This is a genomic window from Brenneria salicis ATCC 15712 = DSM 30166 (assembly GCF_003315515.1).
In the GTDB taxonomy this organism is placed as follows: domain Bacteria; phylum Pseudomonadota; class Gammaproteobacteria; order Enterobacterales; family Enterobacteriaceae; genus Brenneria; species Brenneria salicis.
The window spans coordinates 1-17,194 of the sequence record NZ_QNRY01000016.1; the positions used below are offsets into that span (position 1 = coordinate 1).

The 17,194-nt window shown below is 49.8% G+C and carries 15 protein-coding genes and 1 pseudogene; 14 read left to right on the plus strand and 2 right to left on the minus strand.

The features are described 5' to 3' along the window. The first annotated feature begins 432 nt into the window (after positions 1 to 432). Together cbpA and DES54_RS08835 are read left to right on the plus strand one after the other, a co-directional pair. On the plus strand, positions 433 to 1,389 hold the full coding sequence (gene cbpA, locus DES54_RS08830; protein ID WP_113866534.1) for a curved DNA-binding protein: 957 nt from the start codon (positions 433 to 435) through the stop codon (positions 1,387 to 1,389). Further along, positions 1,386 to 1,691 carry a chaperone modulator CbpM gene (locus tag DES54_RS08835; RefSeq protein WP_113866536.1) on the plus strand — a complete coding sequence of 102 codons (306 nt, stop codon included), beginning with the start codon at positions 1,386 to 1,388 and terminating at the stop codon, positions 1,689 to 1,691. Before cbpA ends, DES54_RS08835 begins: the two co-directional genes overlap by 4 nt. A gap of 287 nt (positions 1,692 to 1,978) precedes the next feature. Here DES54_RS08835 and DES54_RS08840 read toward each other — a convergent pair whose 3' ends face one another. Continuing rightward, entirely contained in the window at positions 1,979 to 2,620 is a 642-nt protein-coding gene (locus DES54_RS08840; protein ID WP_240634989.1) for an EAL domain-containing protein, read from the minus strand. A 504-nt stretch (positions 2,621 to 3,124) separates the two neighbouring features. Between DES54_RS08840 and DES54_RS08845 the strand changes: the two genes are divergently transcribed. From DES54_RS08845 to lpxP, 3 genes are all read left to right on the plus strand, one after another. Next, positions 3,125 to 3,553 carry a TOBE domain-containing protein gene (locus tag DES54_RS08845; RefSeq protein ID WP_113866540.1) on the plus strand — a complete coding sequence of 143 codons (429 nt, stop codon included), beginning with the start codon at positions 3,125 to 3,127 and terminating at the stop codon, positions 3,551 to 3,553. Between the two features lie 360 nt (positions 3,554 to 3,913). Next, positions 3,914 to 4,135, plus strand: coding sequence for a cold shock domain-containing protein (locus DES54_RS08850; protein ID WP_113866542.1), 222 nt, complete (start codon positions 3,914 to 3,916; stop codon positions 4,133 to 4,135). Positions 4,136 to 4,514: 379 nt separating this feature from the next. Continuing rightward, entirely contained in the window at positions 4,515 to 5,438 is a 924-nt protein-coding gene (gene lpxP / locus DES54_RS08855) for a kdo(2)-lipid IV(A) palmitoleoyltransferase (RefSeq protein ID WP_113866544.1), read from the plus strand. A 92-nt stretch (positions 5,439 to 5,530) separates the two neighbouring features. Here the strand turns inward: lpxP and DES54_RS08860 are convergent. Then, positions 5,531 to 7,015: pseudogene (locus tag DES54_RS08860) on the minus strand (NCS1 family nucleobase:cation symporter-1). A gap of 152 nt (positions 7,016 to 7,167) precedes the next feature. Here DES54_RS08860 and DES54_RS08865 point away from each other — a divergent pair. From DES54_RS08865 to DES54_RS08905, 9 genes are all read left to right on the plus strand, one after another. Next, on the plus strand, positions 7,168 to 7,890 hold the full coding sequence (locus DES54_RS08865) for a GntR family transcriptional regulator (protein WP_113866546.1): 723 nt from the start codon (positions 7,168 to 7,170) through the stop codon (positions 7,888 to 7,890). Next, positions 7,887 to 8,612 carry an aspartate/glutamate racemase family protein gene (locus DES54_RS08870; RefSeq protein ID WP_113866548.1) on the plus strand — a complete coding sequence of 242 codons (726 nt, stop codon included), beginning with the start codon at positions 7,887 to 7,889 and terminating at the stop codon, positions 8,610 to 8,612. Before DES54_RS08865 ends, DES54_RS08870 begins: the two co-directional genes overlap by 4 nt. A 61-nt stretch (positions 8,613 to 8,673) precedes the next feature. Beyond that, positions 8,674 to 9,618, plus strand: a complete 945-nt coding sequence (gene puuE, locus DES54_RS08875) for an allantoinase PuuE (protein ID WP_205680210.1) — start codon at positions 8,674 to 8,676, stop codon at positions 9,616 to 9,618. Positions 9,619 to 10,354: 736 nt separating this feature from the next. Further along, a complete protein-coding gene (locus tag DES54_RS08880; RefSeq protein ID WP_113866550.1) occupies positions 10,355 to 11,719 on the plus strand; it encodes an NCS2 family permease in 1,365 nt (454 codons plus the stop codon). Between the two features lie 302 nt (positions 11,720 to 12,021). After that, complete coding sequence (locus tag DES54_RS08885) at positions 12,022 to 13,668, plus strand: Na+/H+ antiporter (RefSeq protein ID WP_113866552.1); 1,647 nt, start codon at positions 12,022 to 12,024, stop codon at positions 13,666 to 13,668. Between the two features lie 321 nt (positions 13,669 to 13,989). Further along, positions 13,990 to 14,700, plus strand: coding sequence for a response regulator transcription factor (locus tag DES54_RS08890; protein ID WP_113866554.1), 711 nt, complete (start codon positions 13,990 to 13,992; stop codon positions 14,698 to 14,700). Then, positions 14,678 to 16,156, plus strand: coding sequence for a sensor histidine kinase (locus tag DES54_RS08895; protein WP_113866556.1), 1,479 nt, complete (start codon positions 14,678 to 14,680; stop codon positions 16,154 to 16,156). The genes DES54_RS08890 and DES54_RS08895 overlap by 23 nt, the downstream gene beginning before the upstream one ends. A gap of 219 nt (positions 16,157 to 16,375) precedes the next feature. Further along, complete coding sequence (locus DES54_RS08900; protein ID WP_113866558.1) at positions 16,376 to 16,600, plus strand: Flp family type IVb pilin; 225 nt, start codon at positions 16,376 to 16,378, stop codon at positions 16,598 to 16,600. Between the two features lie 4 nt (positions 16,601 to 16,604). Further along, positions 16,605 to 17,159, plus strand: coding sequence for an A24 family peptidase (locus DES54_RS08905; protein WP_113866560.1), 555 nt, complete (start codon positions 16,605 to 16,607; stop codon positions 17,157 to 17,159). The last annotated feature ends 35 nt before the right edge of the window (positions 17,160 to 17,194 follow it).

Below are 17,194 nucleotides of genomic sequence, written 5' to 3' on the forward strand. Positions count from 1 at the left end.
TATCGTGGGATATTACAGCACGATCAGACCACACGACTATAACGGTGGATTACCCCCAAACGAATCGGAAAATCGATTCTGGAAAAACTCTAAACCCGTGGCCAGTTTTAGTTGACCACTACACTTAGCGACTACTTTAACAGTACTTGTATTCGATTCCCTTCACTCGCTCCAAGTTCTCTTCCTTGTATATCTCCTGAACTCAATAAAAATCAGTAATTACCTGTTTTTACGACGATAATAACTTGACCACTTCGATACTGATGCCTACTCGCATACCCTGTGGCTGTCGAGATGGCGTTTATCGTCTAAGGTTTTAGTGACATAACCCTTTTCTCAACGGTGGAGATGAGTAGGATTGAAAATGGATACCAACACCTGGCCTGAAAAGTAAAAGCGATGATATAACCATTACGTTAAGGGCATTACCGCATGGAGTTCAAAGATTATTATGCCACGTTGGAAGTAGACCCCTCAGCCGATCTGAAAGCAATTAAAACGGCATACCGCAGACTGGCGCGCAAATATCACCCCGATGTCAGTAAAGAGCAAGATGCGGAAAATAAATTCAAGGATATTGCCGAAGCCTATGAGGTGCTGAAAGACAATTCACGTCGTGCCGAATATGACGAACTGAGGCAGCATCGCAACGATCCCCGTTTCGCTGAACCACCGCCGGGCTATGATGACGGCGGCCCGCAATGGTATGGTGCGTCTGGCGGTCAGCATGATTTTTCCGATTTCTTCGAGTCTGTTTTTGGCCGTCGGGCAGCGCAAGGACAGCGTACCGCTTCGTCTCAGCATGCTTATGCTGTCCGTGGTCAGGATCTTGAGATGGCGATCCCGCTGTTTCTGGAAGAAATGCTGACTGAGCAAAGCCGACCTATTTCTTATACGTTGCCGGTTTTCGATGAACTGGGACGTCAGATGAAAGAAATAAATAAAACGCTGAAGGTAAAAATTCCGGCCGGGGTGGGGGATGGTGAACGAATTCGTCTGAAAGGGCAGGGCTGCGCCGGTTTTGGCGGCGGGCCGAATGGCGATCTGTTCCTGACGATGCGTATTGCGCCGCATCCGTTGTTTGATATTGACGGACATAATCTGCATATCGTCGTGCCGCTGGCGCCCTGGGAAGCGGCATTGGGAGCGAGCATTGAAGTTCCTACCCTCACCGGAAAAATTGCCCTGACGATCCCGCCCGGCAGTCAAAGCGGAAAACGGTTGCGCGTCAAAGGCAAAGGTTTGATGGGGAAAAACGGAGCAGGTGACCTGTATGCCGTCCTGAAAGTGGTGATGCCACCGAAGCTGGATGAGAAAACCGCTGCACTGTGGAAACAGTTGAGCGAACAGGCGGCATTTAATCCTCGTCGTGAATGGGAGGCAAAATGATGGCGCAAGAAATGACATTTACCGTGGTGGAACTGTGCCAGTGCGTGGAGATAACTCAGGAGGAATTGATTGAAGTTGTAGGATTGGGCGTGATTGTGCCGCTTGAACCGGATGAATCGCACTGGCGCTTTGACGATAGCGCGTTAACGTGTCTCCGGCGGGCGCAACGCTTACAGATAGAACTGGATCTCGACTGGCCGGGCGTCGCCATGACGCTGACCTTGCTGGATCAACTCGAAGAATTGAAAAGAGAAAATCAACAATTGCGCAGACAACTTGAACGTTTCATGATGACGTCCTGATTATGGTTCGCAGTGGGCTGAAGACTGTTTTTTCAGCCCTCGGTGGGAAATATATTAATAAAACTTAAGCATCAACGCTTGTTTAAATGGCATGCCGCAGTTGATTTTTCTTTTTCATTATTCTGATTACAGATGAAAAGCCGCGGGCTTTTCCCACGAAGTATGTTTTTTCCTGGCTTTTCGCTTGCTAAATAACTTTTTCTTTTGTTTATTTTGAATATGTTTCCTGAATGAATAAAGCGCAACTAAAATTAAGAATAGCGCAAAGATTAACATGGTCATTTTTATCACATTGGGAGATGTTCGAGTTCATATGTCGTGTAAATATGTCCTTGTATTCCATCGACTCCGCAGTTTTTTAGTAGGAAGTATTCTGATTGATTTTGTACTCCTTTAATAATGACGCCGTGGCAGTATCTTTTTATATTGGATATGAGGGCGGGAAGCAGGTGGGCTTTTCTCTTTCTTATCATTTCCCAGTAGAATAGTTTATCTAATTTTACATAATGAAACAGTGACTGGCTGACGGCATAAATATTGGCATTCCCACGGCCAAAATCATCCAGCCACAGTGGATAGCGGTTATAGAGCGTTGAAAGAAGCGGATCACGTTTCCCGTCATTAAGATTAGGAAATCCCTCGTTTATTTCAAGATGAACAAAAGATAGGTTGTCCAGCAGATTTTCTGTATAGCGATCCTGGAATAAAAACAACGCCATAGAAAAATCGAGATTTATCGAAAGCAGAATGTTGTTATTGATAAAGTATGCTTTTTTTTCCGTCACACACTCCAGTTGATCGATAAGCAGTTGCTGTTTGTCGTCAACACTCATTTGCCGGATGTGTTCTTCTGTACACAAATCTTCTCCAAACCTTGTCAATAGTTCCATCGCAAATAAGATATTCTGACTATTATGGATTGGCTCCATAACATAGCGCCTTTTGGCCTCTGGAATTGGGTCCACAATCATCATTGTGTCTCGGTTTCAATTTTTTGGTATTATTGATCGATCTATAAAACTGATCAATATTTTTGTTTTTATAACTTTAAATGGTATTAATGCCGATCGATCTGGCTGATTTGATAGGTCAAACCATTGATCATTATCAGAAAATACTATGGCAGGCATTTCATAGGTAAAATCGAATAATTTGAAGTTAATTAACATGTAAATTTGATTGATAACGCCGGTTTTACCGAATAATCATCAATCTATTCTTTAGCTATTTCTCTGCATCTTGAAATCTATTGCTTACCCGATGATTTCATGCGGCGTCACGTTATTTAGTTTTCCTGTCAGACATTGTTTTATTTTTCATCGTAAGTTATTAACCATTTTGATTATGCGGGTAATCAGGTGTGTTAGCCGTCGTAGTCGTCTTGCTGTCTGAATCGGAAATGTGTCATTTAATCTGAAATTCCAGGGGGAAGTATGTCAGTTTCTGCAAGAAATCAATTAACGGGCGTTGTTTACAGCGTCATCGAAGGGGCGGTTAATAACGAAGTCGTCCTGAAGCTGGAAGGTGGGGAACAATTGACAACCGTGATTACCAAGGCAAGCAGCAATGCTTTGGGGTTGGCTCCCGGTAAAACGGCGATTGCATTAATTAAGGCGCCGTGGGTTATTCTGGCTTCATCAGATTGCGGATTGAATTTTTCAGCGCGAAATCAATTTGCCGGAATGGTGAAGAAAGTCGTCAAAGGCGCAGTAAATTCTACCGTTCACATTGAAACCAGTAATGGCCTATTGCTGACCTCCAGCATTACTAATGAAAGTATTGATGAAATGGCGATGGTTGAAGGCAGCAAAGTGATTGCTTTGATTAAAGCCTCCAGCGTGATTGTGGCGATCCAAAAATAATGTTGCCTGATGTTTTATTGCGATGATAAGCCTGAACGTTCCCCGTATGTTACCGGGGAACGTATTTTATTGATGATAAATCAGGATAAAATTGTTCATTTTTCGCCTGTTTTTTGCAGCCGGCTAATTTTCTTTGAAATTAAGGCTTGCTATAAAAAATCATTCATGCGTTAATAACTTCATCGGCCTGTGATACAGACCTATTTATGAAAGACATTGTAATTAAGCGGTTCCTAGTTCAAGCGATGCACCCAGTCTCTTATCCGACGAATTTCCTTTTTATAAGCGCCCATAAGTAATCACTGTAACAGTCCCTGTTCCGCCCTATAGTGGCTTCTAAATATATAAAGGAAATTCTCTATGTCTAATAAAAAGACTGGATTGGTAAAATGGTTTGACGCTGGTAAAGGTTTTGGTTTCATCACCCCGACTGACGGCAGCAAAGATGTATTCGTTCACTTCTCCGCTATTCTGGGCCAAGGTAACGATTACAAAAGCCTGGACGAAGGCCAGAAAGTAGAATTCAACGTTGAAAGCGGCCAGAAAGGTCCATCAGCGGTGAATGTTAGCGTGATCCAATAATCTTTTACTGATGACAGTTGAGTCGGCCATGTCGCCTTTACTCATAATCATCAGAAAAAACAACTGATTATGTATTAAGCCCCTCAGAGATTCTGAGGGGCTTAATTATTTGCATTCTTATCTCTCCTTTCCTCCCGTGAATTCAAGTATGATGTAAGTCGCCTCAGGCCTTTAGGCCGGTTGGTTCGAGCACCTCCCATGGCTCCTTCATAATTATCAGCGTTTTCATCTGGTGTTAACCCTCATGATTGTGACGTTTAGAATAAATTTTATGCACCGTGGCAACTATAATGATGGGAAAGTGTCTCAATGAACGTAGCGCGCCAGGTATGGCGATTCTTTATGCTGTACGCATATTGACCACTTAACGATAAAGTTCATGAAGATTAAACAACGATTTACCCAGTCATTATTTCATCCACGCTATTGGCTTACCTGGTTTGGCCTTGGCATTCTGTTCCTCCTGGTACAACTTCCTTATCCTTTGTTGATGAAAATCGGCAGTAACGCCGGGCGGTTATCACGTCTTGTTCTGAAGCGTCGAGCATCCATCGCCCGGCGTAATCTAGAACTGTGTTTCCCCACCCTTAGCGTTGCAGAACGTGAAGCGATGATTGTCAACAATTTCGCCTCGTTGGGGATGGCGCTGGTTGAAACCGGTATGGCCTGGTTCTGGTCGGATCGCCGGGTGCGTCATTGGTTTGATGTATCGGGACTGGAACATTTGCAGCAGGCTTGCGCTAAACAGCGCGGCGTAATGGTCATCGGCATTCATTTTATGTCGCTGGAACTGGGCGGTAGGGCGATGGGGCTGTGTCAGCCGATGATGGCGATGTATCGTCCGCATAATAATAAAGTGATGGAAAAGGTGCAGACCTGGGGACGTTCCCGTTCTAACAAGGCAATGATTGATCGCAAGGATCTGCGCGGCATGGTGCACGCGTTGCGACGCGGTGAAGCGGTATGGTTTGCTCCCGATCAGGATTATGGTCCGAAGGGCAGCGTATTCGCGCCGTTTTTTGCGGTAAAAAACGCGGCGACGACCAGCGGAACCTATACGATTGCTCGTCTGGCGAAGCCTGCCATGATCACGACGGTCTTGATCCGTAACCCGGATGCTTCCGGTTATCGTCTGGTGATCCAGCCAGAGCTTCAGGATTACCCTTATCACGATGAGCAAAAGGCGGCGTGTTATATGAATAAGGTTATCGAAAGCGAAATTATGCGGGCGCCGGAGCAGTACCTTTGGCTGCATCGCCGTTTCAAAACGCGCCCGACAGGGGAAGTTTCCCTCTACGCCTGAGAATGATTTCAGGCGAACCGGCACACCTTATTCTGATATCCGAGATTATTCTTCGCCAGGATCAAGGTGTGCGGAAACGACGCAGGGTAATGTTAATCCTTGCGTAGCAGCAAACCGCGCATTGCAATGCGGCCCGGCGTCGTGAGCTTTTCGCGGCGCGACAGATATCGATAGCAACCCGCCCCAAGAAAAGCGCCGATAAACCAACTAAAATTCGCCGCTGCCTGCCATCCCGGTGTAAAAGTGATAAACAGACCGATGCCCACAGCGGGTAATAGCGCTATCACCGCATTCGGATTGAAACCATTGCGATACCAATAGCGTCCTTTGGGAGAGGCATCGAACAGGTCGTCCACATAAATATTGCCGCCTTTGATGAGATAGAAATCAGTCAGCAGAATGCCAAATAATGGACCGATAAACGCTCCCAGCACATCAAGCGTATAGTGGATCAATTCCGGGGACTGGAACAGATTCCACGGCGTCAGCAATACAGAACCCACGGCTGCGATCATCCCGCCGGTACGGAAACTGATACGTTGCGGCGAGCAGTTGGAGAAATCGAACGCCGGGGAGACGAAGTTGGCGACAATATTAATACCGATAGTGGCAATAATCATCGTCAGTAGGCCCAGGGCTACCGCCACACTGTTACCCACGCGGCTGACGGTCTCGATCGGATCGGTAATCATCTGGCCGAACAGCGCTTGCGTACCGGAAACAATCACAACGGTAACGATAGAGAACAGCAGGAAATTGAACGGCAGACCCCAGCGATTGCCACGGTGGATTTCCTGCATGTTTTTGCCGTAACGGGCGAAATCGCCAAAATTGAGCAAAGGGCCGGAGAAATAGGAAACCACCAGCGCCGTAGCCGTAATCATCTGCCACGTTTGTTCACCGGGGGTGAGTTGCTTGCTGCCAAGGGTAAACGAGATGCTTTCCAGACCGGTTTTGTAAATGATCCAGCCGGCCAGCGCCAGCATCACGACATAAACGGCTGGCCCGGCAATATCGATAAAACGTTTGATGGCGTTCATGCCATGCCAGAACACCATGGCTTGCAACAGCTACATCACGCCAAAACAGATCCCCCCCAGGGCCGAGAGGCCGATCCAGTGACTTTGCGTCAACGGCGTCAATGAAGGATAGAACTTCAGCAGCACGAGCATAAGCGCGTTCGCCGCCAGATAGGTCTGAATACCATACCAGGCGAAAGCGATCAGACCGCGGATCACCGCAGGGATATTGGCGCCAAACACTCCGAAAGCCTGACGGCACACCACCGCATAGGGTACGCCGCTGATCTGACTGGGTTTCGCCACCAGATTGGCGCACAGTTGCACAATGCAAATACCCGCCAACAGACATAACAGCACCTGCCAGCTTGCCAATCCCAGTGTGAAGAAGCTCGCTGCGACCACATATCCTCCCATGCTGTGGACATCCGACATCCAGAACGAAAAGATGTTGTACCAGGACCAAGTCTGGACGCGGGTGGGCGCCAAATCCTCATTACACAATCTGGGGCTGTAATGTGCCTGTGCGTCATGGTCTAACGGCGTATTTTCTGGCATGAAAACTGCTCCTTTTAACAACAGTGGTAAAATTAATCACGTCGATGTATGCAAAAAGATGTTGCATTAATCAGGCCAGAATTTATTTTTTGTATACAAAAAACTTTATTTATGTGTACGATTTAACGGTGTAACAACGACGGGAAAAATCGATGAGCTATACTTATGGACTTGAATCAGCAGCCCTTTTTGAACAAAAAGATGACATTATCTATTACGCTCTGTTAAATGCGATTGTCGAACATCAGTTATTGCCGGGAACCAAATTGCCTGAAGAAGCATTGGCGGATGTTTTTGACGTCAGCCGCACCGGGATCAGAAAAGTGTTGCAACGTCTCGCCTCGGTGCAAATGATCACTTTGACGCCCAAACGTGGTGCACATGTTGCGACGCCATCGGTGGAAGAAGCGCAAGCAATCTTCCAAACCCGCAGCCTGCTGGAATGCGCAAATTTGCCGCAAGTGGCGGCTCATTGCCAGATGCCTCATCTGGCTGCGCTGGAAAATCTGGTACGGATGGAGCAGCAGGCTCACCGCGATCAAAACGGCCCGGAGGCGATCCGCCTGTCCGCCGCCTTTCATATTCAGCTGCAAGCCGTCTCCGGCAACGCGGTGCTGACGAGCATGGTGTCGCAGTTGACTCAGCGTTCCTCGCTGGTCGTTGCCGCCTACGGCGCGCCTTGGCAGCAGGGATGCCGCTGTCACGATCATCAGGATCTCCTTGTGCTTTTGCATGAGAAAAAGATCGAGGATTTGGCTGTCGAAATGCGGCGTCACTTTGCCGATATTGTCGCCAGTCTGCGTTTTGATCGGGATGAAGAGGTCGCGCCTGATTTTGCTCGTCTGTTTGGTCATCTTAAGGCAGGCAGAGCATGAAATCGTGTGTGATCCAGGTTATTAACCCGAATATCAACCTTGCCATGACCAGGATGATAGGCGATGCCGCTCGCCGGGCGGCTGCGCCGGGAACGGAAATTATTGCGGCCAGGCCTTCGCAGGGCGTGCCGTCGATCGAAGGCCATTTTGATGAGGCGATCGCGGCAATTGGCGTACTGGAACAGATAAAACAGGGCAAAGCATACGGCGTTCAAGGGCATATTATCGCCTGTTTTGGCGATCCGGGGCTGCTGGCGGCGCGAGAAACGGCCAGCGCGCCAGTGGTGGGTATCGCCGAGGCCGCCATGCATATGGCGACGCTCGTGGCGACGCGTTTTTCGATCGTTACGACGCTGCCGCGCACACTGATTATCGCCCGTCATCTGCTCCAGCGTTATGGCTTTGAACATCACTGCGCCGGGCTGCATGCCATCGATCTGCCGGTACTGGCGCTGGAAGCGCACGCGGAAATCGCACAACAGAAAGTGCGGGAATGTTGTATACAATCCAGTCGTCAGGATGGTACAGGCGCGATCGTGCTGGGCTGCGGGGGAATGGCCGATCTTGCATCAGCGCTGGCGCAGGAATTAGGTATCCCAGAGATTGATGGGGTCAGCGCCGCCGTTAAACTGATCGAATCCCTGGCTTCATTGGGGATAACTACCAGCAAGCGCGGCGATCTGGATTACCCGCTGGCCGGCATGTTTAACCAACTCCGTTAAGTGAAATCACCACATGCAGTAAATCGTGTGGTAATGAGGAAGCCGCAATGAGGAATGAGTGATGAAAAAGCCATCGGAAATGGAGAGTGATTATCCGCGTGATCTAATTGGCTATGCCGGTAAACCGCCCCACGCCAACTGGCCGGGACAGGCGCGGATTGCCGTACAGTTTGTGCTCAACTATGAAGAGGGCGCGGAAAATCATGTCTTACACGGCGATGCCGGTTCGGAGCAGTTTCTTTCCGATATTATTGGCGCGGCCAGCTATCCCGCGCGCCATATGTCGATGGATTCGCTCTACGAGTACGGTTCCAGGGCTGGCTTCTGGCGGATCCATCAGGAATTTCAGCGACGCCGGTTACCGTTAACGGTGTTTGGGGTCGCGATGGCGCTGGCCCGCAATCCGGCGGTGGTGGATGCCATTATCGATGCGAATTACGATGTGGTCAGTCACGGCTGGCGTTGGATTCATTACCAGAATAGGGATATCGCCACCGAACGACAGCACATGCAACAGGCGGTGGAAACGTTGACCGAACTGTTCGGCAAGGCGCCATTGGGCTGGTATACCGGCCGCGACAGCCCCAATACCCGCCAACTGGTGGCGGAGCAAGGCGGATTTTTGTATGACAGCGACTATTATGGCGACGATCTGCCCTTCTGGACGAAGGTACAACTTGCCGACGGCGAGACGCGTCCGCACCTCATCATCCCCTATTCGCTGGAAACGAACGACATGCGCTTTGCCTCACCGCAGGGGTTCAACAGCGGGGAGCAGTTTTTTACCTATCTGAAAGACAGCTTTGATGTGTTGTATGCCGAAGGGGAAACGTCACCGAAAATGCTATCGATAGGTATGCACTGTCGTTTACTGGGACGACCAGGCCGTTTTCGGGCATTGCAGCGCTTTCTCGATTACCTTGAGCAACATGACCAGGTATGGATTTGTCGTCGTCAGGAGATTGCCGACCACTGGCTTCAGCAGCACCCTTATCCAGGGGGTTGAAGACAACGCTGAGGCGCTGAAAAGAAAATGGCCGCCGTATGGCAGCCATTTCGAGCGTCGTTGTCGTACATGGCAATCAACGGAAGATGGCGTGGGAGTTGAAACCGCGATAAGCTTTGCCCATTGCTTTTATTAATTGATTGATTTTTATGGGATTTATCATTTTTACCTCGCACGCATGCTTTCATCATTAGTGGTTGAATGTGCCAAAGTCGATGTTGATGTTTTCAAATATAGCGATGATGTTGTTCAGTAGTTTCATATTGCTCTCCTCGTTAGTGAATGTTTTCTGTGATGCTGTTCACGTTTTTAATCCTACTCGCGCCGATATGCTGGGTCAAATTTTTTGTGAACTTTATCACAAAAAATGAACATAAATTTCGTTTGAAATAAACCTGTATTTTGATTTTTACTTAATGGTTCATTCAGTACCGAGTTTTAAGGGTTCTCCTCATTAGCATCTGCCGGGCAAACAATCAGTCTGCGATGTGAAAGCGGGAAGGCATAGATAAATAGTCTTGATTAGCAGTTGAAATAAACGCAGATGAAGCAGGATAATCACTCGCTTCAAATAACCCGACAAAATTTTGTGGTTTTGCAGGCGATAAGCTCATCGCCGGTGTGCAAAACCATAAGGTTCAATGGTGCGTCAGTCATGCTGCCGCACTCCCGGTGCAAGGCCGGGTGAACCGCCTGTGATTTACCATTAAATAATGACATTTCAGGGGATACCACCATGTCAAATACGACACGTCAGGCTGATGCGGCACGTCCGCATAATGCGCTTGATGCATTTTTTAAAATATCTCAGCGCGGAAGTAACGTGCGTCAGGAAGTGTTGGCGGGGTTAACCACCTTCCTGGCGATGGTTTACTCGGTTATCGTTGTGCCGGGCATGTTGAGTAAAGCAGGTTTCCCGCCGAACGCGGTATTTGTCGCCACCTGTCTGGTCGCCGGTTTAGGTTCATTGTTGATGGGTTTGTGGGCCAACCTGCCGATGGCGATTGGCTGTGCGATCTCCCTGACTGCGTTTACGGCTTTCAGTTTGGTGCTGGGCCAGCAGATTAGCGTACCGGTCGCGCTGGGGGCAATTTTTCTAATGGGGGTGCTGTTCACTATCATCTCCGCCACTGGGATCCGCACCTGGATCCTGCGCAATCTGCCGCTGGGCGTCGCGCACGGCACCGGTATCGGGATCGGTTTGTTCCTGTTGATTATCGCCGCCAACGGCATCGGTTTGGTAATTAAGAACCCGATTGATGGTCTGCCTGTCGCGCTGGGGGATTTCACCTCGTTCCCGGTCATTATGTCGCTGCTGGGGCTGGCGGCGACGATCGGTCTGGAAAAACGACGTGTTCCTGGCGGTATCTTGCTGGTGATTATCGTGATTTCTGTCGTGGGGCTGATTTTCGATCCGAATGTGAAATATCAGGGCTTTTTTGCGCTGCCCAGTTTGACGGGCGCGGATGGCACTTCTCTCATCTTCAGTCTGGATATCATGGGCGCGTTGCAGCCGGTGATATTGCCAAGCGTACTGGCGTTGGTGATGACGGCGGTTTTTGACGCCACCGGCACCATTCGTGCGGTGGCGGGTCAGGCGAATCTGCTGGATAAAGACGGACAAATCGTCAACGGCGGCAAGGCATTGACGGCGGACTCCGTCAGCAGCATTTTCTCCAGCCTGGTGGGAACCTCACCAGCCGCGGTTTACATTGAATCCGCCGCCGGTACTGCCGCAGGGGGTAAAACCGGTTTGACCGCCACGGTGGTCGGCGTGTTGTTCCTGCTGATTCTGTTCCTGTCCCCGTTATCTTATCTGGTGCCGGGCTACGCGACGGCGCCGGCGCTGATGTATGTCGGCCTGCTGATGCTGGGCAACGTGTCCAAACTGAACTTTGAAGATTTTGTCGATGCCATGTCCGGTCTGGTGTGCGCGGTATTTATCGTACTGACCTGCAACATCGTCACCGGTATCATGCTGGGCTTCGGCTCACTGGTGCTGGGCCGTATTTTTTCTGGCGAATGGCGCAAACTGAATATCGGTACGGTGCTCATCGCGATTGCGTTGGTGGTCTTCTACGCCGGTGGTTGGGCGCTGTAACCCGGCACGGCCTTCGGGGATTTCCCGCAGGCCGTTTTATTTCTGCTTTTCCTCTGTTTTCCTGTCACACTGGCTGTCTCCACCCATTCGTCTGACCCCGATTCCTGCTCCATTAATACTGGTTTTCCGTTTGCGTCTGGTGAATGTTGGGACGGTGATCTGCGGGGAAAACAATAACCTTTCTTCTCCGCTAAGAAATTCATTTTCATGCTTCGATAAATGCGCTAAATATGAGATCGTCATTCACGGTCTAATGGATGGAAAACCAACTTTATTGCTGTAGGAGATAGTCTAAGGAAAGCATGGAAATATTTTTTACGATCCTAATTTTAACCCTGATGGTGTCGTTATCAGGGGTGGTTACGCGAATTTTACCTTTTCAAATCCCTCTACCGCTTATGCAGATTGCCGTTGGCGCAATATTAGCGTGGCCCCAGTTTGGTTTGCATGTCGATTTCAATCCTGAATTGTTCATGGTGCTGTTTATTCCGCCGCTGCTATTCGCCGACGGCTGGAAAACCCCCACACGTGAGTTTCTGAAACATGGCCGCGAAATTATTGGTCTGGCGCTGGTGCTGGTGCTGATAACCGTGGTGGGCATCGGTTACTTCATCTACTGGATGGTGCCGGGCATGCCGCTGATTGCGGCTTTCGCGCTGGCGGCTGTGCTGTCGCCGACGGACGCGGTGGCCTTATCGGGAATCGTCGGCGAGGATCGTATCCCGAAAAAACTGATGGGTATTCTTCAGGGCGAAGCGTTGATGAACGATGCGTCCGGTCTGGTCGCGCTGAAGTTTGCGGTGGCGATCGCGATGGGGACGATGGTCTTCACCGTATCGGGCGCGACGCTGGCGTTCCTTAAGGTCGCGGTCGGCGGATTGCTGGCCGGTTTCGCCGTCACCTGGCTGTATAGTAAATCCTTGCGCATCATTAGCCGTTGGAGCGGGGATGATGCCGCCACGCAGACGGTTTTGCTGCTGCTGTTGCCGTTCGCCTCTTATCTGATTGCGGAACACATTGGCGTATCGGGTATTCTGGCCGCGGTCGCCGCCGGGATGACCATCGGTCAATCCGGCGTCATTCGTAATGCGCCGCTGAACATGCGATTACGGGCGAACAGCGTCTGGTCGATGCTGGAATTTGTGTTTAACGGCATGGTGTTCATTATGCTGGGGCTACAACTGCCCGATATTCTGGAATCCTCGGTGACGCAAGCGGAACTGGATCCGACGGTGGAAACCTGGATGTTGTTCAGCGATATCGTCATCATTTATGCCGCGTTGCTGCTGCTGCGTTTTTCCTGGTTGTGGGGAATGAAAAAATACAGCATGTATGTTCAGAAAAAGCGTCCTATGGAGTTCGGGCAATTTACTACGCGCGAGCTATGGATCGCCTCGTTTGCCGGCGTGCGTGGGGCGATTACGCTGGCTGGCGTGCTCTCGATACCGCTGTTATTGACCGACGGCACAGCGTTCCCATCGCGTTACCAACTGGTGTTTATTGCCACGGGGGTGATTCTGTTCTCTCTGTTGTGCGGCGTAATGGCGCTGCCCCTGCTGCTGCGTGGCGTGGTGGTGGCCGATAAAGCCGGTTATGCGAAAGAGGAGCGTATGGCGCGCGTCGCCGCTGCGGAAGTCGCCATCAATAGCCTGCATAAAATGGAGGAGCGGCTGGGGGCGGATCGTGAGGAAAATATCGATCCGCAAGTGCTCAAAGAGGTCAGCGCACGCGTCATTGGTAATCTGCGGCGACAGGTGGTGGATAAAGACAATCTGGAAAACAGTTTGTTGATTGAAAATCTGGAGCGGCGTTTTCGCCTGACCGCGCTGAACTCTGAGCGCGCGGAACTCTATCACCTGCGCGCAACCCAGCAAATCAGCAATGAAACATTGCAAAAAATGCTGCGTGAGTTGGATCTGCTGGAAGCTGTGCTGATCGAACGAGAGTAGACGTATTGTCTTCCTGAGCCAGTATGTCATTGATCTTTTTCCTCTCCTGTTAACCCCATCGCGTCAGCGGTGGGGGCTTTGCCGCATCCTTACGTGATCCTTACACGCCAAACCTGCTGTTACGATGGTAAACTACTTGTCACTAAATGATAATGATTGTTATTATCCGTGAGGAAAATTCTTAGATCAGCCTTTTATGCCCATGTCGCGCCAGAACCTGGTTGCGCTGGACACGCTCTGCTATGGCGGACTGAAAATAATAAATTGAATATTAACCATAAATTAAATAGGTGAACAGGCCTTGTTTGGTAGGGGAAAGTTATGCGCGTACTGGTAGTTGACGATGATTCTGTACTGTGCCATTGGCTGGGTTCTGAATTACATTCGCACGGTCATTCATGTCGCATGGTTCATGATGGCGAGCACGCATTAAAAGCAATAAAAGATGAAGTTTATGATGTGGTGCTGCTGGATAGAATGCTGCCGGTGATGGATGGATTTACCGTATTGCGTGAATTACAGGGATCCCGTCATCCACCTATTATGCTGCTTTCCGCACTGGATCGGGATGTGGATCGGGTAATGGGATTGGAACTTGGCGCGGAAGATTACCTGGGTAAACCCTTTAATTTTAATGAACTCAGGTTGCGGCTGGATATTATGGCGCGGCGTGGTAAACGTCACGCGGATAATTCTTCCGTCCTGACATTCGAAGACCTGCAACTTGATCGCCTGCAACGTGTGGCCTGGCGTGGCGGTAAGCGTATCGATCTGACGGATAAAGAAATCAAGTTATTGATTATACTAATGGAAAATCCCGGTCAGGCGATAACCCGCACCATGCTGCTGGAGCGGGTATGGGGCTACAATTTCGATCCGCAAACCAATCTGATTGATGTCCATATGTCCAAATTGCGGTCTAAAATCGACCGGGGCTTTCCGCGGCCATTAATTAAAACATTACGGGCAATGGGGTATTCATTAGGTTCTGTTGACAAGGATAAAACGGATGTCGGCAGCCACGCTGAATAAAATAAAGACCAGGAAACGGAATCGCCGCTGGCAGATAAAAATAAAACACTGGCAATTATTAGGGGCAAATCAATATCCCGGATTTTTATGTACCGGCAATTTCCGTCAGGCGATCACTATTGCCTTTTTATTTTTGCTGATGATGCTGATGTGTATTATCGGCTTCAGTTTATTAAGTGAAACCCTGGTCAGAACGCATGTCCGTGAAGTTATTCTGGGTAATATTTATGATTATTCCATGCAGTCGCGTTTAAAAAATGCAAATAATCTAATCACCCAACTTCAGCAGGACAATCTGGCGAAAAATGATGAATTACCGCTATTTCTGGTGAGCGATAAAAACGGCGATATTTTGTATCACAACCATCCGCTGAAAGATCTGCAAAACACCCCGTGCCGGATGGACGTGGCGTGCCTGAAAGCGACGCTGGCGAGTAAGCAGGACACCAACCTGATCGGTCTGTCCGTCATGCTGGATGATGGGGCGGTGTTGTTTACCGCCTACAACATCAAACCGATGCTAGAGCGCGTGCGCACCATCCCGCTGGTGGCGGGCGCCGGACTGTTTATCGTGCTGCTGTTCTGCCTGTTCGTCAGCCGTCACTTCAGCCTGAGAAACCTGCGCAGCGTAGAGAAAATTCGCGCCGCGCTGCACCGCTACAGCACTGGCGAGCAGCAGGTGCGTATGCCGTTGTCGCGTTATGGTGATGATTTCGACAGCCTGAGCGCGGATATCAACCAGAATCTGGAACGTATTGAACGCCTGATGGAGCAGGTTCGCAGCACCTCCAGCCATATTGCTCATGAATTGCGCACGCCGTTGACGCATCTGCAAAATCGCCTGTTTAACCTGACTGAACGCACCGGTCTGGCGGATGAAGTGCGTGATGAACTGAATCTGGCGGTGGAGGAAGTCCATAAGATCCTCGGCCTGTTTCGTACGGTGATGCGCATTGGTGAAATTGAAAGCGGACGTTGTGTGCATCAGTTTGCAAATATCGAAGCGCGACGATTACTGGAAGAGATCGCCGAATATTACCAGCCGCTGGCGGACGAACGCGGCTGTCGTTTGTTGATCGAGATTAAGGCCGGCATCCAGTTGTTTGGCGATCGGGCGCTGTTATTTCAGGCGTTGGCCAATCTGGTGGAAAATGCGCTCAAGTATGCCGCGCAGGGAAAAGATATCACCCTGGGGGTGACGTTATATCAGGGTTGGATCGCGCTGCGCGTCGCCGACCGGGGGCCGGGCATCCCGGCGGCGCAGCATGAAAAGGCGCTCCAGCGTTTTCAGCGGCTGGACGTCAGGCCGCAGCAGTCTGGTTATGGGCTGGGGCTGTCATTGGTGAAAGCGATTACCGATCTGCACGGCGGCAAACTTTGTCTTGAGTCCGCCAATCCGGGATTGACGGTCTATTTATGTCTTAAACGTGTTAAATCCGTATTAATTCCCCGGTAAAAACTGCGTATTTATTAGCTATATTATTAGCCTTATATTTATTGTGAATTTATATTTTCCATTAATTTGTATGATTAATTTAACGCGTTTAAAGATTAACTAATATTAATGTTCTGCTTCTTGTTATTCCTGATAATAAGTCTCATTATTAATCCTGTTAGCGTCATGGCTCCCGTTAATTGCCATGATCCCTTTGGCTGCGGATAAGAGATATTCCCCATGAATAATATGAAAACCACGTTACGTGCATTCCTGCGTGACGAAAGCGGTGTGACGGCGATTGAGTACGGCATTCTGGCGGCGGCGATGGCGGCGGCAATCGGCGCGATTTTCGGCAGCGACGGTATTTTTGTTCAGGCGCTGAATGAAAAATTCAGTGAAATCGCCGATCAGATCACCGGTTCCGGCACCAGCGGAACAGGCGCGTCAGGGACAGCGAAATAATCCAATGGTTGCGCATTATGCACAGTGGCTGCAAACGGCGGTGCTGGCTGGGTGCCTGTTGTGGTGTATCAGCACCGATCTGTTGGCGCGCAAGATCCCTAATCAGGCGGTTGTGATCTTATTGCTGGGTTGGTTGTTTGCCAGTGCGTCGGTGGTCATGCAATCCGGCGCGCCTGATATGCCGGCATTACGGCAGGCGCTGTGGGCGTTGCCGGGAGCGGTTGTTGTTCTGATGATCGGTTTTTTACTTTTTCTCACCGGCAGATTGGGCGCGGGAGACGTAAAGCTGATGAGCGTGTTGTGTCTGTGGGTGGGACATGGACACCAGATCGTTTTTGTCATGGTCACCGCGTTGGCGGGAGGCGTGCTGGCGCTGAGTCTGCCGTTACTCAATACCGTGCCGGCCATTGTCGGTATGGGTATTCAAACCACGAATCGGATGTTTAAAAGCCGGTTGTCCATGCCGCCCGATCTGCCCGCCGAACTTTCTCAGGGCATTCCTTACGCGCTCGCCATTGCCTTTGGCGCGATGTATGTCCTGATTTTTCCCTTGTTTTAGTTTCGTCGTCACGTTGAGACACGCACGGCTGAGGT